Origin of the sequence: Tessaracoccus coleopterorum (genome assembly GCF_011174705.1) — a bacterium.
Taxonomy (GTDB): Bacteria; Actinomycetota; Actinomycetes; order Propionibacteriales; family Propionibacteriaceae; genus Arachnia; species Arachnia coleopterorum.
Genome location: NZ_JAANIJ010000001.1, coordinates 577416 through 596406 on the forward strand (window position 1 = coordinate 577416; position 18991 = coordinate 596406).

Sequence of the window (18991 nt, forward strand, 5' to 3'; positions counted from 1 at the left end):
CGCGATGCCCTCGACGACGGGTCGCCCCGGCCGGGTGGTTCAGGAGTAGATTCCCAGCCATGGAGCAACCGGCCGCGCATGCCACCGGCCTCGTCGTGCGGCGCGGCAGGACGGAGATCCTGCACGGCCTCGACCTGAGCCTCCCTCCCGGTTCGGTCACCGGGCTGTTCGGGCCTTCGGGCTGCGGCAAGACGACGCTGATGCGGGCGATGGTCGGCGTCCAGAAGATCCGTTCCGGCTCACTCACGCTGCTCGGGCTCCCCGCCGGCGATCCGGCCCTGCGCCGTCGCGTTGCCTACACGAGCCAGTCGCTGAGCATCTACGGCGACATCTCCGTCAGGGCGAACGTCGCCTACTTCGGGCGGCTGCAGGGGGTCGGGCGCGCAGAGACCGATGCCGCCATCGGGTCCGTCGAGCTGGGCGCCCTCGCCGACCGCAGGGTGGAGACCCTCTCGGGAGGCGAGGCGAGCCGCGCGTCGCTTGCCTGCGCGCTGGTCGGGCGCCCTGACCTGTTGATCCTCGACGAGCCGACCGTCGGGCTCGACCCGCTGACGCGCGAGTCGCTCTGGGGTCATTTCAGATCACTCTCAGCCGCGGGCACGACACTGCTGGTGTCCAGCCATGTGATGGACGAGGCCACCCGCTGCGACTCCGTACTGCTGATGCGCGAGGGCGGTTCCTGGCCGACGGCCCGATGCCCGATCTGATGGAGCGCACGGGCACCGGGAGCCCCGAGTCCGCATTCCTGGCGCTGATCAGGCAGGAGATGCGACCATGACCGACTCCGCCGCCCGGCACGGCGCCACCGTCCGAAGGCGCAGGCCGTTCGCGACCTCGGCGCGGATTGCCGCGCAGCTGCGCTCCGATCACCGCACCGTCGCGATCATCCTCGTGATGCCCGTGATCCTGATCTCGCTTCTCTACTTCGTGCTGCGCGACTCTCCGGTGCCACCAGGGCAGGAACCCGCCTTTGATCGGATCGGCCCCACCATGCTCGCGGTGCTTCCGATGATGCTGATGTTCCTCGTCACGTCGATCGCGATGCTCCGGGAACGCACGACCGGCACCCTCGAGCGGCTCCTGACGACCCCGCTCAGCCGGTGGAACCTGCTCGCCTCCTACGGGCGGTGTTCGGGCTGCTAGGGGTCATCCAGGCTTCGGTGCTGGCCGCGTTCGTGCTCGGGGTGTTCGGGGTCGAGACCGACGGGCCGGTGCCGATGCTCCTCCTGCTGGCGCTGCTCGACGGGCTGGTCGGGTGGCTTTCGGGCTGCTCGCCTCCGCGTTCGCGCGCACCGAGTTCCAGGCCGTGCAGTTCATGCCCCTTTTCATCGGGCCCCAACTGTTCCTGTGTGGGTTGTTCGCCCGGTGGACACGTTGCCCGACTGGCTGGCGCCGGTGGCGAAGGTGCTCCCGATGACGTGGGCCACCGACGTGGTGACCGACCTGACGTCCAACGCAGAACCGTCGGGAGGAACCTGGGTGCGGCTCGGGCTGCTGGGCGTCCTCGTCTTCGCGATGCTGGTCGTCGCCGCCGCGTCGATGCCACGTCAGACTCGATGAAGGTATCCGGGGTTTCGTAACGCGGCTGAAACGAGCCGGCAACTGCCGGGCAAAGATCCCCCGTACGGTTCACTCGTAACCTCGAACAAGTAAGGACCCACGACATGTTCCAAGGCGCAGAAGATCTCCTGGCCTACCTCAAGGAAGAAGGCATCGAGACCGTCGATGTGCGCTTCTGCGATCTGCCGGGTGTCATGCAGCACTTCACCGTCCCCGCCGCCGCCTTCGGGCCGGAGGTCTTCGAAGACGGCCTCGGCTTCGACGGCTCCTCGATCACCGGCTTCCAGAAGATCCACGAGTCGGACATGTCGCTGTTCCCCGACCCGACCACCGCGTACGTCGATCCGTTCCGGCGCTCGAAGACGCTGAACGTGAACTTCTTCGTGCACGACCCGCTGACGAAGGAGCCGTACTCGCGCGATCCGCGCAACATCGCCCGCAAGGCGATGGCGTACCTGGCCTCCACCGGCGTCGGTGACACCGCCTACTTCGCGCCCGAGGCCGAGTTCTACGTGTTCGACGACATCCGCTTCGACACCTCCGCCAACTCGTCGTACTACCACATCGACTCCGAGGCGGGCGCCTGGAACACCGGCCGCGTCGAGGACGGCGGCAACCGCGGTTACAAGGTCAAGTTCAAGGGTGGCTACTTCCCCGTCGCTCCGGTCGACCACTTCGGTGACCTGCGCGACGACATCGTCCGCCACATGGGCAACGCCGGGCTCGAGGTTGAGCGGGCGCACCACGAGGTCGGCACCGCTGGCCAGGCCGAGATCAACTGGCGCTTCGACACGCTGCTCAAGGCGGCCGACGACGTGATGAAGTTCAAGTACCTGGTGAAGAACGCCGCCTGGGAGGCCGGCAAGACGGCCACCTTCATGCCCAAGCCGATCTTCGGCGACAACGGCTCCGGCATGCACTGCCACCAGTCGATCTGGGACAAGGGCGAGCCGCTGTTCTACGACGAGAACGGGTACGCCGGGCTCTCCGACATGGCCCGCTGGTACATCGGCGGCCTGCTGAAGCACGCCCCGCCCTGCTGGCTTTCACGAACCCGTCGGTGAACTCGTACCACCGCCTCGTCCCCGGCTTCGAGGCCCCCGTCAACCTGGTCTACTCGCAGCGCAACCGCTCGGCCTGCATCCGCATCCCGATCACGGGTTCGAATCCGAAGGCCAAGCGCATCGAGTTCCGCTGCCCCGACCCGTCGTCGAACCCGTACCTGGCGTTCGCGGCGATGCTGCTGGCCGGCCTCGACGGCATCCAGAACCGGATCGAGCCGATGGCCCCGATCGACAAGGACCTGTACGAGCTGCCCGCCGAGGAGCACGACCAGGTGCCGACCGTCCCGGGCAACCTGGGCGCCGTCCTCGAAGCGCTCGAGGCCGACCACGAGTTCCTGTTCGCCGGTGACGTGTTCACCCCCGACCTGATCGAGACGTGGATCGAGCTGAAGCGCGCGGAGATCCAGGCGATCGCGATGCGCCCGCACCCGCACGAGTTCGAGCTGTACTACGCCATCTGAGCCGACGCGCTCGAGCGAGGGCCCTGACCTGCAGACATGCAGGCCAGGGGCCCTTCTGCGTGGGCTTCGGAGGACGGGAGAGGCCGACTACGCCCTTGCCACGAGGTACGAAGCAGCCAGGGCCGAGTGGCTCCGTGTGCGCGCGGGCGGCGGCCAACCCCGATGGATTCACTGGCTCTGATCCAGGTGTACCAACGACTGTCGGTGCTGGTGGCGCAGCGCGAAACTGTCAGACCCGACTGGAATAGTTGGTTCCATGGACGGCAACGCAGTCGGTCAAGCCCGAGGAGTCTCCGACGAACTCCTCGCGTTCGACCGCATGCGCCGCGTTGCCGAGGCCGGAACCATCCGCGTCATCTGCGAGCTTGCGAGCCTCTACAACCTGCAGGAGGCCGAACTCGCAGAGGCGCTTGTCGAGCGCCGCATCCGCCCGGCGGCGAAGGCACCCCGACCGTTTCGGAGTTCCTGAGCCTCGAGCTGGCCGGGCTCCTGAGTTGCACTGCCACCGCCGCGGCGGGTCGGATCGCCGACGCCCTGAACCTGCAGTACCGCCACGCGCGCCTCTTCCAGGCGGTGCAGGACCTGGAGATCGACGCCGCCCGAGCTCTGAAGGCAGCAAGGCGCTGCGCGCTCCTGCACCCGATCCAGGCCGACGCGGTGACCACCGCATGGCTGCGCCAACAGGCGGGCAGAGGCTGGCAGGCGGCGTTCAACGCGCTCGACAAACTCATCATCTCGTCCGACACCGAACTGGCAGCGCAACAGGAACGCAAGGCGCGAGAAGACCGCGGTGTGTGGATATGGGGAGCCTACGAGGGTGTGATGAACCTCACCGGTCGCCTCGACGTGACCGACGCCCGGCTGGTGGACGACCGGCTCTCCTGGTTCGCTGACCTGATCGGGGCGACTTCCCCACGCTCACGCACGCGCAACTCCGCGCGAAGGCATTGGGGTTCTGACCGACCCGTATTACGCGGTCGCGTTGATGGAGGCCCATGGCCAGGCTGAACTTCCGCTCCACCATCAATGCTGCGGCTGCCACACCGCGAACGCCGAACCTGCCGGGCAGGAAGCCGGGCGGGCAGAGGTGCCGCCCACCGCGCCACAGACAAACGGGAGCCCGACAGAGGTCATGGAGGCGTACCTCGAGAAGTTGGCCTCCAGCCCACCACCACCCCGCTGGCCGCTGGCGTCCATCCGCTCCGGAAGGGCCGATTCGCCACCGCCGCACCCCGCTTCGGAGTCCTTCGGGAAAACCCCGGCCTGGATCGACGGGAGAACTCTGTCCTCACCGGCGAAGCATCGCCCGACACTGGTCCTGAACATCCACATCAACACCGACGCGCTGGGCAACAGCACCAAGGTTGCCCGGGTGGAGGGGCCGGACACATCACAACCCGGCTGCTGGCCGAGCTGACCGGGGAGATCCCGGTGTGAACCTCACGGTGCAGCCCGTGATCGACCTGCCGAACCTCGCCCCGGCCGACGCCTACGTGCCGAGCGACGTGATGCGACGAGCCACCATCCTGGCGTTCCCCATGAGCCGTTCCCGTTCTCGGATCGATGCTCCGTGGGCCTGGATCTGGACCACACGATCGCCTACCGACCGAGCCGTCGAGGCCAGACCAGGATCGGGAACCTCGCCCCGCTCACCAGGCGGGTTCATCGCGCGAAGACGGCGGGCTGGTGGGTCCTGGAACAACCCACTCCCGGCCAGGTCAGATGGACCAGCCCGCTCGGCTACCACTACGTCGTCACCCCGTCCGGGACCCTGGCCTTGGGCTGACAGCAGTTACGCGGATCACGCACCGGTCGACCGCGCTTCTGCTAACTGTTTGGGCGTGGCAACTCCGACCGCGGCGACGCAGCCCGCCCAGCCGAACCTCACCGACGCCTCCCGCCCGTGGCGGCTGGCCCTCTGCGCCTTCGGGGATTGTGGGCCCTCCTCACCCTCCCGCTCGTGGCAGGCGGCTGGGCTGGCGCTGGCAGGACCAGGTCAGCCAGACGCCGCTGTACCGTGCGTTGGCCGAGAAAGCGGGCGACCCGTACGTGGTGTTCGGCTGCCTCGGCGCGGTGTCGTTCCTTGCCATCGGCCTTTCCCTGCTGCCAGACATGCGCCGCGCGGGATTGGGAGGACGGCTGTTCGCGTGGCTCATCCTCCTCGGCGCCGGGGTCACCGTGATCAGCTACCTCGGGACCCCTACGACTCGCCGCTGCATCCGCTGTGGGGCGCGGAGGGGTACTGGCTGATCCTCATCGGGCTGGCGGGCATCGTGGCGGCGTTGACGGCCGGCCGCACATGGCGCCCCTGGACGCGGGTCGTCCTCGGCCTGAGCCTCCCGGTGCTCGCGGCGGGCACCCTGGCGCTGCAGTACTACCCGCACGGCTCGCTGGTTGCCCTCGCGACCGAGGCGGTGGTCCTCATCGCCGCGGCGCCCGCGCCGCCCTGCGGACACCCGGTTGGTAGCCGATTCCGATCGGTCGCGTCGGGAGAATCGCCACCCGGCGCGCACCGGGGCCCGGCCACCCCACCCGGTGGCCGATAGTTTCTTGCAGACCGACCAGAACAGGCCAGTGGCCGATTTTTCCGAGGAGATCGGCCGTCCCACTCCGGACGTGGGACCGCCCACCGCGGGCCGCCACCGCACCTAGACTCGTGACCATGATGACCTCCCGGAGGGCGCGGGTCCTCATCCCCGTGGCACTGATCCTGATCTGGCTCGTCGGTGCGGGGATCGGAGGCCCCTACTTTGGGCGCGTCGGCGAGGTGGCCCAGAACGACCAGTCGGCGTTCCTCCCCGCCTCCGCCGAGGCGACCATCGTCGGCCAGCGCTACCTCGACTTCGTGGGCGACGACGAGATCCCGGCCATCGCGATCTTCGCCGGCAAGGAGGCCCTCACCGACGAGCAACTGAGCGACCTGGGCGCGACCGTCAAGGACGTCGCCTCCACCGACGGCGTGGTCGGCGCCTCGCCGCTGATCCCGTCGGAGGACGGCCTCGCCGCCCAGGCGTTCATCGGCATCGACTCGGAGGCCGAGCTCGTCGACACGGTCACCGCCATCCGCACGGACATCTCCGACCAGCTGCCCGACGGCATCGAGTTCCACATCACCGGCCGGCCGGCTTCACCAGCGACCTCGTCGACGCGTTCAGCGGGATCGACGGTCTCCTCCTCATCGTGGCCCTCTCCCTGGTGCTCGTGATCCTGCTCGTCGTGTACCGCTCGGCGATCCTGCCGTTCGCCGTGCTCGCGACGAGCGTCTTCGCGCTCTGTGTCGCGCTGCTCACCAACTGGTGGCTCGCGAAGGCGGGCATCCTCACCCTCACCGGTCAGACCCAGGGCATCCTGTTCATCCTCGTGATCGGCGCCGCCACCGACTACTCGCTGCTCTACACCGCCCGGTACGCGGAGGAACTGCGTCGCCACCGCTCCCGGGCCGACGCCACCAGGGCCGCCCTGAAGGGCGTCGTCGAGCCGATCCTCGCCTCGGGTGGCACCGTCATCGCCGGCCTGTTGTGCCTCCTCCTGAGCGACCTCGGCTCCAACCGCTCGCTCGGCCCCGTTGCCTCCATCGGCATCGCGTTCGCGATGGCGTCGGCGCTGACGCTGCTGCCGAGCCTGCTCTACCTGCTGGGACGTGTCGCCTACTGGCCCCGCCGCCCGCGCTTCGACCCGACCGCACCGACGATCAGCAGACCCACACCGGCATCTACGCCCGCATCGGCGCCTTCGTGTCGCGTCGCCCGCGCACGGTGTGGATCGTCTGCACCATCCTGCTCGCCGCGGCGCCGCCTTCGTCCCGACGCTGCGGGCGGACGGCGTGCCGCCCAGCGAGTTCGTGCTCGGCACCTCCGACGCCCGCGACGGCCAGGCCCTCCTCGGCAAGCACTTCCCCGGCGGCTCGGGGTCCCCCGCCTACGTGCTGACCGATGAGGCGCGCCTCCAGGAGGTGGCCGACACCCTCCTCGCCCACGACGGCGTCGCCTCCGTCAGCGTCGTGGCCACCGACTCGCCGTCGGGTTCCGCGTCGGTGACGGCCGACGGCATCCAGCCGCTCGGCCCGCCCGGCACCCCCGCCCCGGCCCGACCGTGAGCGAGGGCCAGGTGATGCTGCTGGCCACCCTGGCCGACGCGGCCGACAGCGACGCGGCCATCGACACCATCGTCTCGCTGCGGGAGGATCTCGCGGGCACCGCGGAGTTCGGCGGCACCACCGCGACCGACCTCGACACCCGCACCACCTCGGAACGCGACCGGGCCGTCATCATCCCGCTGGTGCTGGCGGTGATCCTCGTCATCCTGATCTTCCTGCTGCGCGCGGTGCTGGCGCCGGTGCTGCTGATCGCCACGACCGCGCTGAGCTTCGGCACCGCCATGGCACGGCGGCGATCGTGTTCAACCACATCCTGAAGCTGCCCGGGCCGACCCGTCGGTGCCGCTCTACGGCTTCGTGTTCCTGGTCGCGCTCGGGATCGACTACAACATCTTCCTGATGACGCGCGTGCGCGAGGAGTCGGTGCGACACGGCACCCGCGAGGGCGTGCTGCGCGGGCTGGCCGTGACCGGCGGCGTCATCACGTCGGCCGGCATCGTGCTCGCCGCAACGTTCGCCGCCCTTGCGGTGCTCCCGATCCTGTTCCTCCTCCAGTTGGCGTTCATCGTCGCGTTCGGCGTGCTGCTCGACACGTTCGTGGTGCGGACGCTGCTCGTGCCCGCGCTGGTCTACGACATCGGCCCCGCCGTCTGGTGGCCGTCGCGGCTGAGCCGCAGCCACCCGAGGGGACCGACCCGACCCCGCGGCACGCCCGCCCGTAAGCTGGGCGCCATGATCAATGGCATCGTGGTGCGTGAATCCGGAGTCCAGCTCGAGACCTATGACGAGTCCTTCCTGGGCGACGGCGACGTCCTGGTCGACGTCGTCTACTCCGACCTGAACTTCAAGGACGCGCTCGCCGTCACCGGCCGGCCGGGCGTGGTGCGCACGACCCCCTGGTTGCCGGGATCGACCTGGTCGGCACCGTCGCGGAGTCTGACGACCCGCGGTGGAAGCCCGGCGACTGGATCGTCCAGAACGGCGCGGGACTCTCCGAGACCCGGCACGGCGGCTTCACCACCCGTGCCCGGATCGACGCGAAGCTGGCCGTCGCCCTCCCGAGGGCCTCTCCCCGTCTCCGTCGCCGCCCTCGGCACCGCCGGCTACACGGCGGCGCTGGCCGTGCTGAAGATCGTCGGCGAGGGCGTCGTGCCCGGCGACGGCCCGTGCTGGTGACCGGTGCGACCGGCGGGGTGGGATCCATCGCGACGCTGCTGCTCGCGACGGCGGGCTTCGACGTCGACGCCTCCACGGGCCGGATCGACCGGTTCGGCGACTACCTGAGCGACCTGGGCGCGACCACCCTGGTTCCCCGCGCCGAGCTCGAGGGCGGGGCCGCCCGCTGCAGAAGGCGCGCTACGCGGCCGTGGTCGACTCGGTCGGCGGCGAGGTACTGGCCAACGCCATCGCCCGCACCATCCCCGGCGGCACCGTCGCGGCCTGCGGCCTCGCGGGTTCGCACGACCTGCCGACCACGGTGATGCCCTTCATCCTGCGCGGTGTCACCCTGGCCGGGATCGACTCGGTGTGGGCCTCCCTCGACGACCGGGCCGACGCGTGGCGCCTCCTCGCAAAGGGCATCGACGAGGAGCGACTCGCCGCGATGACCACCCGCATCCCTCTGGCAGACGTCATCACCGCAGGTCAGCGACTGCTGGACGGCGAACTTCACGGGCGCACCCTCGTCGGGATCTGACGGCGCGGGCCACGACCGCCCCACACGACACCTGGACAAGATCCATAATTGGATTCTTTCCAGAAAGCCCACTAGGGTGGGGCGCATGAACGACTGGTCCACCGCGCTTCGCGACGCCGGCCTCCGCGTCACCGCGGGCCGGCTCGCCGTTCTCGCCGCGCTCGAGGAGCGCCAACACCTCGGTGTCGCCGAGGTCGCCACGGCCGTGCGCGAACGCGTGGGAAGCGCGTCCACCCAGGCCGTCTACGACATCCTGGGAGCCCTGCACGACGCCGGGATCATCCGACGCGTCGAACCCGCGGGGCAGCCGCCGCGCTTCGAGCTCCAGACCGGCGACAACCACCACCACCTGATGTGTCGCCGCTGCGGCGCGATGTTCGACGTCGCCTGCCACATCGGCCACGCCCCTGCCTGTCCCTACCGATGCGTTGGGCTTCGTCGTCGACGAGGCCGAGGTCATCTACTGGGGCATCTGTGCGAACTGCAACGAGAGGAAAGAAATTGACTGAGCACATCGGCCAGTACCGACCCACCGGGTCTCCACCCGCCTGAACGGCGCCCCACGGAGTCGGACGCCCACTCGCTCACCGTCGGCAACGACGGGCCCATCGTCCTGCATGACGTACACCTGGTCGAGCAGCTTGCCCACTTCAACCGCGAGCGCGTCGCTGAGCGCTCCCCCACGCGAAGGGCGCCGGCGCGTTCGGCACCTTCAAGGTGACCAACGACGTGACCGCCTACACGAAGGCGGCCCCGTTCCAGCCCGGAGCCGAGACGCGCATGCTGGTGCGCTTCTCCACCGTCGCGGGCGAGCAGGGCTCCCCGACACCTGGCGCGATGTGCGCGGCTTCTCCGTGCGCTTCTACTCCTCCGAGGGCAACCTCGACATCGTGGGCAACAACACGCCCGTGTTCTTCCTGCGTGACCCGCTGAAGTTCCCCAACTTCATCCGCTCGCAGAAGCGGATGCCGCACACCGGCCTGCGCGACGCCACCATGCAGTGGGACTTCTGGACCAACTCGCCCGAGTCGGCCCACCAGGTCACCTACCTGATGGGTGACCGCGGCCTCCCGCCACCTGGCGCCACATGCACGGCTTCTCCTCCCACACCTACCTGTGGGTCAACGCCGCGGGCGAGCGGTTCTGGGTGAAGTACCACTGGCGCTCCAACCAGGGCGAGGCCAACCTCACCAACGAGGTGGCCACCAAGCTCGCGGGTGAGAACGCCGACTACCACCGCCAGGATCTCTTCGAGGCGATCGCCAAGGGCGACTTCCCCTCGTGGACGCTCAACATGCAGGTGATGCCCTACGCCGATGCGAAGGACTACCGCTTCAACCCGTTCGACCTCACCAAGACGTGGTCGCACACCGACTACCCGCTCGTCGAGGTGGGCGTGATGGAGCTCAACGAGAACCCGACCAACTTCTACGCCCAGATCGAGCAGTCGGCCTTCTCACCGTCGAACATGATCCCGGCACCGGCATCTCGCCGGACAAGATGCTGATGGCCCGCGTGTTCGCCTACCCGGACGCCCAGCGCGCCCGCATCGGGGCGAACTTCCACCAGCTGCCCGTCAACCAGCCCGTCACCGCCGTGAACAACTACGCGGAACAGGGCCCGATGCAGTACCAGCACAGCGGCGCCGCACCCGTCCACACCTTCAACAGCTTCGGCAGGCACTACGCCGACGCCGAGGTCACGGTGGAGGACGGCTGGGAGTCCGACGGCGCGCTGGTGCGTGCCGCCGCCACCCTGCACGCCGAGGACGACGACTTCGGCCAGGCAGGCACCCTGGTGCGCGAGGTGTTCGACGACGCGCAGCGTGACCGCTTCGTCGCCACCGTCGCCGGAGCCCTCGCGGGCATCGACGAGCAGGTCCTCGCCCGCGCCTTCCAGTACTGGAGGAGCGTCGACGAGACCATCGGATGTCGCATCGAAGAGGCCGTGCTGAGCAACCAGGCCTGATTTCAGGTCGGACGGCTCCGGGTCGCATCCCACGATGGGGTGCGACCCGGATCCGTTTCGCCCACCGTGCCGGGCGGGGACGCCTACGATGGCGCCATGAGCGAGTCAGGTAACCGGCTGGTACGACGACTCGCCGGGGCCGTCCTTCTGTGGCTGCTTGTCCCGGCGGGCGCCCAGGTCGGCCTCTTCCTCCACGACGCGCTGAACCCGGGGGCTCCCCGACGACCCGTCCCCGCTCGCAGAGGCCTCGCTCGTGTTCGGCGTGGTCGGGCTCGTGATCGGGGTGGCGGCCGCCGTCGCCCTCAGCCAGTGGTTCAAGCTCGGGATCATCTGGTTCGGCGTCGCGCTGGTGGCGGCCGCGATCCTCAGCGCGCTCGCGTTCGTCCTGCCGCCCACTGCCGTGGTGATCCTCCTGCTGCTCGCGCCCCCGCTCCTGGGCGCGCTCGCACAGTGGGCCTTCGACGAGAGGCGCAAGAACTGACGCTCAGCGTCGGGCCTCCCACGCACCACCGGTGTGAGGGGGCCGGTGACGGTGCGCTCGTCCTCCCAGCATTGAATGCCCGACACCTCGGGCATCAGGTCGCGCGTGAACACCGGGTCCCTTCCCTCGCGACGCTGCCGGTTGTAGTCCTGCAGCAGCCGGAACGCGAGCCGCGACAGCAGCGCGATGGCGACCAGGTTGACCAGGGCCATGATGCCCATGATGCCGTCAGCGATGTTCCACACCAGGTCGGCTGTGGCCACCGAACCGACCAGCACGGCGATCACGGCGAAGACGCGGTAGGCCGTCAGCACCGTCGGGTTGCGCGTGATGAACTCGACGTTGGACTCGCCGTAGTAGTAGTTGCCGAGGATCGACGAGAACGCGAGCAGGAAGATGATGATGCTGAGCAGGATCGCCGACCAGTCACCCAACGTGCTTGTCAGGGCCCCCTGCGTGAGCGAGATCCCCTTCTGTGCCCCGCGAGGTCGGGCACCGACACGAGGATGATGAAGGCGGTGATCGAGCACACGAGGAACGTGTCGAAGTACACGCCCAGTGTCTGCACGAGGCCCTGCTTGACGGGGTGCGTCACGGCTGCGGAGGCGCCCGCGTTGGGGGCGGATCCGAGGCCCGCCTCGTTGGAGAACATGCCGCGCTTGACGCCGGTCAACACGATGTAGCCGAAGGCGGCACCGACCACCTCGTTGAGGCCCCACGCCTCGGTGAAGATCTGGGCGAACACCTCGGGGAGCCGCTCGATGTGCAGGACGACCACCACGAGACCGAGCAGCAGGTAGGTCAGCGCCATCACCGGCACGAGGAACTGCGTCACCGACGCGATGCGGCGCACGCCGCCGAACACGACGAGCGCGGTGAGGACGGCGGTGCCGATGCCGATCGCCCACGGCAACCAGGTTGCCGTGCTGCCCGCGGTGGCGGTGATCGTGGCGCTGATGGTGTTGGCCTGCAGCGAGCTGAACGCGAACGGGAAGCAGGCGATCAGGATGACGGAGAACGCGATGCCCATCCAGCGGGACTTCAGCCCGTTCTGCATGTAGTAGGCAGGCCCACCGCGGAACGAGCCACGGTCCCGGATCTTGAACAGCTGCGCCAGGGACGACTCGATGAAGCTGGACGCGCCGCCGATGAAGGCCATCAGCCACATCCAGAACACGGCTCCGGCCCACCGACTGCGATGGCCGTGCCGACGCCCGCGATGTTGCCGACCCCGACGCGTGAGGCCGCGGAGATGGTGAAGGCCTGGAAGGCCGAGACGGACTGGGGTTTCCCCGACTCGTCGCACGGAGTCTTGTCGGTCAGCGTCCGGAACATCTCCGGAACCATCCGGAACTGGACCACCCCGGACCTGACGGTGAACCAGATTCCCAGGGCGATGACGACCGGGAGGACGATCCACGTCCACAGGGCATCACCGGCGGCAAGCACCCAGTTGTTCAGAGATTCCATCGCCCCAGTATCGTGCCTCAGCTCAGATCGACGTATGGCTGCGACGGCGCGGCGTCAATGATGCCCGCCTCCTTCAGGAAGGCACCCATCCGTGTGAAGGCCTCGGGATCGACGGCGACGTCGACCTTGCCGTCCCGCAGCCACAGCCCGGTGGTGGCCGCCAGTACCTTCTCCGCGGACGCCCTCTGGACGGGGTCGGCCATGGCCGGCACCTCCTTGGCGGTGGCGTCGAGGGCGGCCTGCGGATCGGCGATGACGGCCTCCTGTGCCTCCCGCATCCCGTCGGCGAGCGCCCTGAGCACCTCGTCGGAGTTTCTGGTGTCCACCGTGACGAGGCTCGGGCCGACCAGAGTCGGAGTGCCGGGATCGAAGATCGGGATGACGGTGAGCCCCACACCCTGGCTCTCCAGTTGCACGAGCTCGTTGTTGGTGAAGCCCATGATGAAGTCGACCTTGCCTGCGGCGAGCGCGCTGGTGGCGGTGTAGCCGATGTCGACCAGTTCGACGTCTGCCTCGGTGAGGCCCGCCTCGTGGAGCGCGGCGAGCGCCGCGTAGTAGCTGGAGCCGAAGTGCCCGGGGATGCCGAGCGTGTGGCCCTTCAACACGCCGAGGCCGCCCATCGGGTCGACCGCGAGGTCGGAGCGGCCCAGCACCTCGATCGGGTAGGTCTGGTAGCTGACGGCGAACGTGCGGAGATCCTGCCCCGGCTGGCGGCAACCATCGCCTCGTCGGCGGAGGCGAACACGATGTCCTCCTGCCCGGCGAGCACCGCGCCGAACACGTCCTCCTGCTGGCCGTGGTGCCGAAGCGTCACGTCGAGGCCGCGACCGGAGAAGATGCCGGAGGCCACGCCGAGGTAGAACGCCGAGAACTGGACGTTGGGGATGTAGGTGAGCCCGACGGTGACGGTGCCCGCGGAGTGCTCCGGCGTGGCGGAGCCACAGGCGGAGAGGCCGGCGAGCGCGCCCGCGGTGGCGAGGCTGCCGAGCAGGACGGAGCGGCGGCTGATCATGAGGTTTCTCCCTGGAGTCGGTGAACGGCGGCGCGTTCGAGCAGTTGGACGGCGCCGTGGAAGGCGAGCGCCGTGAGGCTGATCCATGCGACGACGGCGAACACGGCGGCCGTGTCCGCCGCCTCCCGTGCGAGGGTGAGGAGGGTGCCGAGGCCCGCGCCGCCCATCACGAGCTCGCCGACGACGGCACCCGTCATCGCAAGCACCACTCCCCACGGACCCCGGCGAGGACGGCGGGCGCGGCCATCGGCCCCTCGACGTGGATGAGCCGCTGCCATGCGTCGGCACCGTCGAGCAGCGCGGTCTCGATGACCCGCATGTCGAGGGCGCGGAACCCGACGACGGTGGTGGTGACCATCGGGAAGAACGCGACGATGGCGCAGAGGATGGCGATGGGCACGGTGCCGTAGCCGATCCACAGGACGAGCAGGGGCGCGATCGCCACCAGCGGCACGGTCTGCGAGACGGCGATGAACGGCTCGACGACGGCGCCGAGGAGCCGGGAGTGGGTGGCAAGGTAGCCGAGCGGGAGGGCGATGAGGACGGCGAACGTCATGCCGAGCAGCGCGGCGGCGAGCGTGGGGGCCAGGTACTTCCAGGCCAGGCCCGACTGCACCTGGAACGCCATCCGCGCGACGACGTCTCCCGGCGGCGGCAGGTACAGGGGGTCGACGGCGCCGGCGGCCGTGACCGCCCACCAGGCGAGGAGCAGGAGGGCGGCGGTGACGAGGGAGGGATCAGCCTGAGCCGACCGGGGCGGGTGCGCCCCGGAAACGCGGACCACACGCCCATGCGGGAGAGGGTGAGTGCGTGTCGGCGCTCGTCGCGTGTCATGTTCCCCGTCCTGTTCAGGTTCCGGGGCGGCGCTCAAGGACGGCTCGGAGCGCACGCAGGGTAGCCTGCGGACGCGCCAACGCCGTGGCGCGTGTTCCTCCCATCCAGACTCTAACTGTCGGTCTCGGAATTTCACCGAGTCAACCCTCCGGCCCTGCTGGGCCTCGGGGTCGCGGACTGTCACCGCCGGTTCGGAATTGCACCGACCCCGGAACACTTATGTGCGGCCAGACTATCACGCGGCCCACCGCCGACCCCGACCCGATAGTGTCCGGTGCGTGCGTCTCGATCACCGCCATACGCTGGCCGCCTGCTACGTCGGATACGTGACCCAGGCCATCGTCAACAACCTCGGCCCGCTGCTGTTCATCATCTGGCACACAAGCTTCGGGTGTCGTTCTCCGCGCTGGGCGGGATCGTCGCCGTCAACTTCGGCCTGCAGCTGGTGGTCGACCTCGTCTCGCCCAAGGCGATCGACCGGGTCGGCTACCGCGTCTCGATGGTGGTGGCGCACGTGGCCGCCGCGCTCGGGTTGGTCGCGATGGGCGTGCTCCCGTTCGCGCTCTCCAACCCTCTGGTGGGTCTGATCCTCGCGATGGTGATCTGCGCGTTCGGAGGCGGGCTGCTCGAGGTGCTCGTCAGCCCGGTGGTGGAGGCCTGCCCGACGGAGAACAAGGCCTTCCACATGAGCCTCCTCCACTCCTTCTACTGCTGGGGCCACGTTGCGGTGGTGGGGCTCAGCACCGTCGGCTTCCTGCTGCTCGGCCAGGACCGGTGGCCCTCCTCTGCTTCGGGTGGGCGCTGGTGCCCGCCCTCAACGCCCTGCTGCTGCTGCGGGTGCCCTACTTCAGCCTGGTGCCCGACGGCGCTCCGATGCGCTACATCGACCTGGCGCGCCGCGGCCGGTTCTGGCTGTTCGTCGGCCTGATGCTGACGGCGGGCGCGTCCGAGCAGGCGATGAGCCAGTGGGCGAGCGCCTACGCCCAGGACGGGCTGGGGCTGAGCAAGACGGCGGGAGACCTGCTCGGCCCGCTGCTGTTCGCCGCGACCATGGGGCTCTCGAGGGTGGCGTTCGGGTCGCGGGCCAGCGTCGCGAACGTCCGCTCCATCATGACCGGCACCCTGGTGGCGTGCGTCGCGGCCTATGCGCTCGCGGCGTTCAGCCCGTTCCCCTGGCTGGGCCTGGTGGGGTCGCGCTCGGCGGGTTCTCCGTCGGCATGCTGTGGCCGGGCACCTTCACGCTCGGTTCCGCTTCGTTCCCGCGCGGCGGCACAGCACTGTTCGCGCTGCTCGCGCTGGGTGGCGACGCGGGGTGCGCGATCGGCCCCGCGGTGGTCGGGGCCGCGGCCGACGCGTTCGGGTCGATCCCGGAGGCGCTCGCGCTCGGCATGGTGTTCCCCGCTTTGATGCTCGGCGGTCTCGCTCTCCTGCGCCGCCGCCCCGCCTGAGCCGCTACCGCCAGAACAGGTCCTCGACCACCTCGTGGGCCCAGCGCAGCAGCCGCCGCGTCTCGTCGTCCAGCCGTGAGGCCTCCCGCGTCGGGTAGCCGAGCACGACGGCGACCGCCGCGAGCTCCCGCGCATCGGAGGGCACCGTGTCGCTGGCCCTCCCCCGCACCAGCATCACCGCATCGCGCAGCATGCTGGCCCGGCGCCACGCCTGCTCGAGCCGGGTGGCCTGGTCCTCACGCACGATGCCGAGGTTGGCAAGTTCGTGCAGCGCCTCGAGCGTCGAGGTGGTGCGGAGTTCAGGGAACGCCGCGGCGTGGCGCAGTTGGAGGAGTTGGACGCTCCATTCCACGTCGGACAGGCCGCCGGGGCCGAGCTTGAGGTGCCGCGCCCGGTCGATCCCACGTGGGATGCGCTCGGTCTCCATCCGCGCCTTCAGCTTGCGGATCTCGGTCGCCTGCGCGGCGCTGAGCCCGCCCTCCGGGTAGCGGAACCAGGCGGCGTCGTCGAGCACGGCCTGCGCGAGGCCGAGGTCGCCCGCGCCGGGTCGGCCCCTCAGCAGAGCCTGCGCCTCCCAGGTGGAGGCCCACTTCGTGTAGTAGGCGCCGTAGGAGGCGACGGTGCGCACCTGCGGCCCGCCCTTGCCCTCGGGGCGGAGGTCGGTGTCGATCACGAGCGCCGGGTCGGGGCCGGGCTTGCCCACGATCTCGGATGCGCGCCTGACCAGCGCCGTCGCCTGCGACAGCCGTTCTGCCTCGGCGCCGTCGGGCACCACGAACATGCAGTCGGCGTCCGAGGAGTAGCTCATCTCGCCGCCGCCCCAGCGGCCGAGCGCGACGACGCCGACGGCGGGGGCTTCGATCTCCCGGCGGGCGATGAGGAGGCCCGCGTCGATCGTGGCCGAGGCGAGGTCGCTCAGGCGCGGCCGACGACGGTGAGGTCGGCCAGCCCGAGCACGTCGGTGAGCGCGATGCGGCACAGCTCGGCACGCCGGAGCGCCCGCACCGAGGCGATGGCGGCGTCGATGTCGTCGTGCCTGGCCGCGGCGCGCGCCATGGCGGCCCCCAGCTCAGCCGCCGACCGCGGGCGGAGCTCGTCGTTGGAGCCGATCATCCGGATCATGTCGGGCGCGCGTCCCAGCAGGTCGACGACGTAGCGGCTCGAGGAGCAGATCCGGGCGAGCCGGTGGGCCATGTTGGCGTCGTCGCGCAGCGCACGCAGGTACCAGGAGGCGTCGCCGAGCACCTCGGAGAGCTGCCGGAACGCGAGCAGGCCGAAGTCGGGATTGGGGCCCTCCGCGAACCAGCCGAGCATGGCGGGCAGCAACTGGCGCTGGATCGCGGCTGCCCGGCCGGTGCCCTTCGTGAGCGCGCGGATGTGCCCGAGCGCGGAGCGCGGATCCTGGAAGCCGAGCGCGTGCATGCGTTCCTGGGCCGCTTCCGTGGTGAGCTTCAGCCCGTCGACCGGTACTGCGCTGACGGCGTCGAGCAGCGGCGAGAAGAAGATCCGCTGCTGCAGTTCCCGGACCCTGCGGGTCGACTTGCGCCAGTGCCTGATCAGGTGGTCCGCATCGGTGCGCATCGATCTCGCGATCTGCTCCCGCGCCGAGTCCTCCTCTGGGAGCAGATGCGTGCGGCGGAGCCTGCGGAGCTGCACCCGGTGCTCGAGCACCCGCTGGAAGCGATAGGCCTTCGCCATCTCCCCCCATCGGAGCGACCGATGTAGCCGAGATCGACGAGTTCCCGCAGGGCCTCGAAGGTGCCGCGGACCCGCAGGCGCTCGTCGGCGCGGCCGTGCACGAGCTGCAGCAGTTGAACGGAGAACTCGGTGTCGCGCAGGCCGCCCTTGCCCAGCTTGATCTCGTGGTCGGCCTGCTTGGCGGGATCAGCGAGATGACCCGCTCACGCATGGCGCGCACCTCGGCCAGGAACTCGGGTCGCTCCCCCGCCCGCCACACCATGGGCCACACCATGTCGACGAAGGCCTGCCCCAGCTCCCGGTCGCCGGCGGCGGGCCGCGCCTTGAGCATGGCCTGGAACTCCCAGTTCTTCGCCCACCTCTCGTAGTAGGTGCGGGAACTGGCCAGCGTCCGCACCAGCGGCCCCGCCTTACCCTCGGGGCGCAGCGCGGCGTCGAGCTGGAAGATGGTGCCCTCGGGGTGTGGGCCGAGCAGATCCGCGCCTGCGCGGCCGCGATCCGGGCCCCGACGGCGAGCGCGCGGTCCTGGCCCACGCCGTCGGCCGGCTCGGCGATGTAGACGACGTCGACGTCGGAGATGTAGTTGAGTTCCTGGGCCCCGGTCTTCCCGAGGGCGAGCACCGCGATGCGCACGCAGTCGGCGTCTGCGACCTCGGCGCGGGCGAACGCGAGCGAGACCTCCAGCACCGCGTCGGCTATGTGGGCCAGCTCGGCCGCCACGCTGTCGACGATCCCGACCGGGTCGTCGGCAGCGAGGTCGCGGGCTGCCACCTCGATGAGGGCCACGCGGTTGGCGAGGCGGAGATCGTCGGGGGTCTTCGAGCGCTCCTCGAAGAAGGTGCGCCATCCCCCTCGGCCCCGCGGGAACGGGCCTCGCGCAACACGCGCGCCTCCTCCGGGTGACGCAGCAGCGTCTGGGCCAGCACCGAGGAGCCTCCGAGCACGAGGAGCAGCCGCGCGAGCCAGCCCTCGTCGGCGGCGATCTCGTCGAAGACGCGTGCTGTGGAGAGCCGTTCGAGGCTGTCGAGGGCCTGGTCGCGGTCGGCCACCGGCCCGAACAGGGTCAGGTCCACCGGGGGTCGCCCGCCGAGTCGTTCCTCCCAGCGCTCCCAGACCCGGGCCGCCGTGGAGGCGGACTCGAACCCGCGCCGGGCGAACTCGGCTGTCGGGGACTGGTACCTGCTCACCGACCCAGATTATCGG

General features: G+C 69.9%; 24 protein-coding genes, 4 pseudogenes and 1 riboswitch. Of the genes and pseudogenes, 21 read left to right on the forward strand and 7 right to left on the reverse strand.

Annotated features, from left to right (window positions below; translation table 11 throughout):
- Positions 1 to 59 precede the first annotated feature (59 nt).
- The 20 genes and pseudogenes from G7085_RS03665 (at position 60) to G7085_RS03755 (ending at position 10845) form a co-directional block, all read left to right on the forward strand.
- Positions 60 to 707, forward strand: a complete 648-nt coding sequence (locus G7085_RS03665; RefSeq protein WP_231979187.1) for an ABC transporter ATP-binding protein — start codon at positions 60 to 62, stop codon at positions 705 to 707.
- Positions 708 to 774: 67 nt separating this feature from the next.
- Positions 775 to 1143 carry an ABC transporter permease gene (locus G7085_RS03670; RefSeq protein ID WP_197510006.1) on the forward strand — a complete coding sequence of 123 codons (369 nt, stop codon included), beginning with the start codon at positions 775 to 777 and terminating at the stop codon, positions 1141 to 1143.
- A gap of 172 nt (positions 1144 to 1315) precedes the next feature.
- Positions 1316 to 1417 (forward strand): hypothetical protein, encoded by a 102-nt coding sequence (locus G7085_RS34000; RefSeq protein ID WP_408647172.1) that lies wholly within the window; start codon positions 1316 to 1318, stop codon positions 1415 to 1417.
- The gene (locus G7085_RS03680; RefSeq protein WP_197513029.1) at positions 1375 to 1560 is read left to right on the forward strand and encodes an ABC transporter permease; all 186 of its coding nucleotides are present in this window, start codon (positions 1375 to 1377) and stop codon (positions 1558 to 1560) included. The genes G7085_RS34000 and G7085_RS03680 overlap by 43 nt, the downstream gene beginning before the upstream one ends.
- 104 nt (positions 1561 to 1664) lie before the next feature.
- Positions 1665 to 3085 (forward strand): annotated as a pseudogene (gene glnA / locus G7085_RS03685) (type I glutamate--ammonia ligase).
- A 256-nt stretch (positions 3086 to 3341) separates the two neighbouring features.
- Entirely contained in the window at positions 3342 to 3554 is a 213-nt protein-coding gene (locus tag G7085_RS03690) for a hypothetical protein (protein WP_197510008.1), read from the forward strand.
- Positions 3555 to 3658: 104 nt separating this feature from the next.
- The gene (locus G7085_RS03695) at positions 3659 to 4093 is read left to right on the forward strand and encodes a hypothetical protein (RefSeq protein ID WP_197510009.1); all 435 of its coding nucleotides are present in this window, start codon (positions 3659 to 3661) and stop codon (positions 4091 to 4093) included.
- Positions 4094 to 4217: 124 nt separating this feature from the next.
- A complete protein-coding gene (locus tag G7085_RS03700) occupies positions 4218 to 4502 on the forward strand; it encodes a hypothetical protein (RefSeq protein ID WP_197510010.1) in 285 nt (94 codons plus the stop codon).
- A 153-nt stretch (positions 4503 to 4655) separates the two neighbouring features.
- Positions 4656 to 4871, forward strand: a complete 216-nt coding sequence (locus G7085_RS03705) for an HNH endonuclease (RefSeq protein ID WP_197510011.1) — start codon at positions 4656 to 4658, stop codon at positions 4869 to 4871.
- A gap of 236 nt (positions 4872 to 5107) precedes the next feature.
- Positions 5108 to 5335, forward strand: coding sequence for a hypothetical protein (locus G7085_RS03710; RefSeq protein ID WP_197510012.1), 228 nt, complete (start codon positions 5108 to 5110; stop codon positions 5333 to 5335).
- A gap of 32 nt (positions 5336 to 5367) precedes the next feature.
- On the forward strand, positions 5368 to 5631 hold the full coding sequence (locus tag G7085_RS03715) for a hypothetical protein (RefSeq protein WP_197510013.1): 264 nt from the start codon (positions 5368 to 5370) through the stop codon (positions 5629 to 5631).
- 116 nt (positions 5632 to 5747) lie between these two features.
- Positions 5748 to 6290, forward strand: coding sequence for an MMPL family transporter (locus G7085_RS31955; protein WP_331715450.1), 543 nt, complete (start codon positions 5748 to 5750; stop codon positions 6288 to 6290).
- A complete protein-coding gene (locus G7085_RS31960) occupies positions 6263 to 7021 on the forward strand; it encodes an MMPL family transporter (protein WP_331715917.1) in 759 nt (252 codons plus the stop codon). Before G7085_RS31955 ends, G7085_RS31960 begins: the two co-directional genes overlap by 28 nt.
- The gene (locus G7085_RS03725) at positions 7008 to 7181 is read left to right on the forward strand and encodes a hypothetical protein (protein ID WP_197510014.1); all 174 of its coding nucleotides are present in this window, start codon (positions 7008 to 7010) and stop codon (positions 7179 to 7181) included. Before G7085_RS31960 ends, G7085_RS03725 begins: the two co-directional genes overlap by 14 nt.
- 14 nt (positions 7182 to 7195) lie before the next feature.
- Positions 7196 to 7498: an MMPL family transporter gene (locus tag G7085_RS29335; protein WP_197510015.1), complete on the forward strand. Its 303-nt coding sequence runs from the start codon at positions 7196 to 7198 to the stop codon at positions 7496 to 7498.
- A gap of 22 nt (positions 7499 to 7520) precedes the next feature.
- On the forward strand, positions 7521 to 8357 hold the full coding sequence (locus G7085_RS03735) for an MMPL family transporter (protein ID WP_197510016.1): 837 nt from the start codon (positions 7521 to 7523) through the stop codon (positions 8355 to 8357).
- Positions 8354 to 8662: a hypothetical protein gene (locus tag G7085_RS03740; protein ID WP_197510017.1), complete on the forward strand. Its 309-nt coding sequence runs from the start codon at positions 8354 to 8356 to the stop codon at positions 8660 to 8662. The genes G7085_RS03735 and G7085_RS03740 overlap by 4 nt, the downstream gene beginning before the upstream one ends.
- Complete coding sequence (locus G7085_RS03745) at positions 8662 to 8877, forward strand: MDR/zinc-dependent alcohol dehydrogenase-like family protein (RefSeq protein ID WP_197510018.1); 216 nt, start codon at positions 8662 to 8664, stop codon at positions 8875 to 8877. The genes G7085_RS03740 and G7085_RS03745 overlap by 1 nt, the downstream gene beginning before the upstream one ends.
- Positions 8878 to 8962: 85 nt before the next feature.
- Positions 8963 to 9382, forward strand: a complete 420-nt coding sequence (locus G7085_RS03750; RefSeq protein WP_331715451.1) for a Fur family transcriptional regulator — start codon at positions 8963 to 8965, stop codon at positions 9380 to 9382.
- Between the two features lie 43 nt (positions 9383 to 9425).
- Positions 9426 to 10845, forward strand: a pseudogene (locus G7085_RS03755) (catalase).
- A gap of 105 nt (positions 10846 to 10950) precedes the next feature.
- Here the strand turns inward: G7085_RS03755 and G7085_RS23830 are convergent.
- The 6 genes and pseudogenes from G7085_RS23830 to G7085_RS31965 form a co-directional block, all read right to left on the reverse strand.
- Positions 10951 to 11760 (reverse strand): alanine:cation symporter family protein, encoded by an 810-nt coding sequence (locus G7085_RS23830; RefSeq protein WP_231979188.1) that lies wholly within the window; start codon positions 11758 to 11760, stop codon positions 10951 to 10953.
- Between the two features lie 8 nt (positions 11761 to 11768).
- Positions 11769 to 12796 (reverse strand): annotated as a pseudogene (locus G7085_RS23835) (alanine/glycine:cation symporter family protein).
- Positions 12797 to 12813: 17 nt separating this feature from the next.
- The gene (locus tag G7085_RS03765) at positions 12814 to 13449 is read right to left on the reverse strand and encodes an ABC transporter substrate-binding protein (RefSeq protein ID WP_331715452.1); all 636 of its coding nucleotides are present in this window, start codon (positions 13447 to 13449) and stop codon (positions 12814 to 12816) included.
- Complete coding sequence (locus G7085_RS23845; RefSeq protein WP_231979191.1) at positions 13395 to 13808, reverse strand: substrate-binding domain-containing protein; 414 nt, start codon at positions 13806 to 13808, stop codon at positions 13395 to 13397. Before G7085_RS23845 ends, G7085_RS03765 begins: the two co-directional genes overlap by 55 nt.
- The gene (locus G7085_RS03770; RefSeq protein WP_197510019.1) at positions 13805 to 14005 is read right to left on the reverse strand and encodes a hypothetical protein; all 201 of its coding nucleotides are present in this window, start codon (positions 14003 to 14005) and stop codon (positions 13805 to 13807) included. The genes G7085_RS23845 and G7085_RS03770 overlap by 4 nt, the downstream gene beginning before the upstream one ends.
- Positions 14002 to 14592 carry an ABC transporter permease gene (locus G7085_RS31965; RefSeq protein WP_197510020.1) on the reverse strand — a complete coding sequence of 197 codons (591 nt, stop codon included), beginning with the start codon at positions 14590 to 14592 and terminating at the stop codon, positions 14002 to 14004. Before G7085_RS31965 ends, G7085_RS03770 begins: the two co-directional genes overlap by 4 nt.
- Before the next feature lie 138 nt (positions 14593 to 14730).
- Positions 14731 to 14862: riboswitch (FMN riboswitch) on the reverse strand.
- A 584-nt stretch (positions 14863 to 15446) separates the two neighbouring features.
- On the opposite strand from G7085_RS31965, the gene G7085_RS03780 reads away from it, so the two are divergent.
- Positions 15447 to 16049, forward strand: a complete 603-nt coding sequence (locus G7085_RS03780) for a hypothetical protein (RefSeq protein WP_231979192.1) — start codon at positions 15447 to 15449, stop codon at positions 16047 to 16049.
- 45 nt (positions 16050 to 16094) lie between these two features.
- Here the strand turns inward: G7085_RS03780 and G7085_RS34005 are convergent.
- Positions 16095 to 18975: pseudogene (locus tag G7085_RS34005) on the reverse strand (bifunctional [glutamine synthetase] adenylyltransferase/[glutamine synthetase]-adenylyl-L-tyrosine phosphorylase).
- Between the last annotated feature and the right edge of the window lie 16 nt (positions 18976 to 18991).

Excerpts from the sequence above, each read along its gene's own strand:
- G7085_RS03665 (WP_231979187.1), top strand. The coding sequence starts at position 60 with ATGGAGCAACCGGCCGCGCATGCCACCGGCCTCGTCGTGCGGCGCGGC.
- G7085_RS03670 (WP_197510006.1), top strand. The coding sequence starts at position 775 with ATGACCGACTCCGCCGCCCGGCACGGCGCCACCGTCCGAAGGCGCAGG.
- G7085_RS34000 (WP_408647172.1), top strand. The coding sequence starts at position 1,316 with ATGCCCCTTTTCATCGGGCCCCAACTGTTCCTGTGTGGGTTGTTCGCC.
- G7085_RS03690 (WP_197510008.1), top strand. The coding sequence starts at position 3,342 with ATGGACGGCAACGCAGTCGGTCAAGCCCGAGGAGTCTCCGACGAACTC.
- G7085_RS03700 (WP_197510010.1), top strand. The coding sequence starts at position 4,218 with ATGGAGGCGTACCTCGAGAAGTTGGCCTCCAGCCCACCACCACCCCGC.
- G7085_RS31955 (WP_331715450.1), top strand. The coding sequence starts at position 5,748 with ATGATGACCTCCCGGAGGGCGCGGGTCCTCATCCCCGTGGCACTGATC.
- G7085_RS29335 (WP_197510015.1), top strand. The coding sequence starts at position 7,196 with ATGCTGCTGGCCACCCTGGCCGACGCGGCCGACAGCGACGCGGCCATC.
- G7085_RS03745 (WP_197510018.1), top strand. The coding sequence starts at position 8,662 with ATGCCCTTCATCCTGCGCGGTGTCACCCTGGCCGGGATCGACTCGGTG.
- G7085_RS03750 (WP_331715451.1), top strand. The coding sequence starts at position 8,963 with ATGAACGACTGGTCCACCGCGCTTCGCGACGCCGGCCTCCGCGTCACC.
- G7085_RS23845 (WP_231979191.1), bottom strand. The coding sequence starts at position 13,808 with ATGATCAGCCGCCGCTCCGTCCTGCTCGGCAGCCTCGCCACCGCGGGC.
- G7085_RS03770 (WP_197510019.1), bottom strand. The coding sequence starts at position 14,005 with ATGACGGGTGCCGTCGTCGGCGAGCTCGTGATGGGCGGCGCGGGCCTC.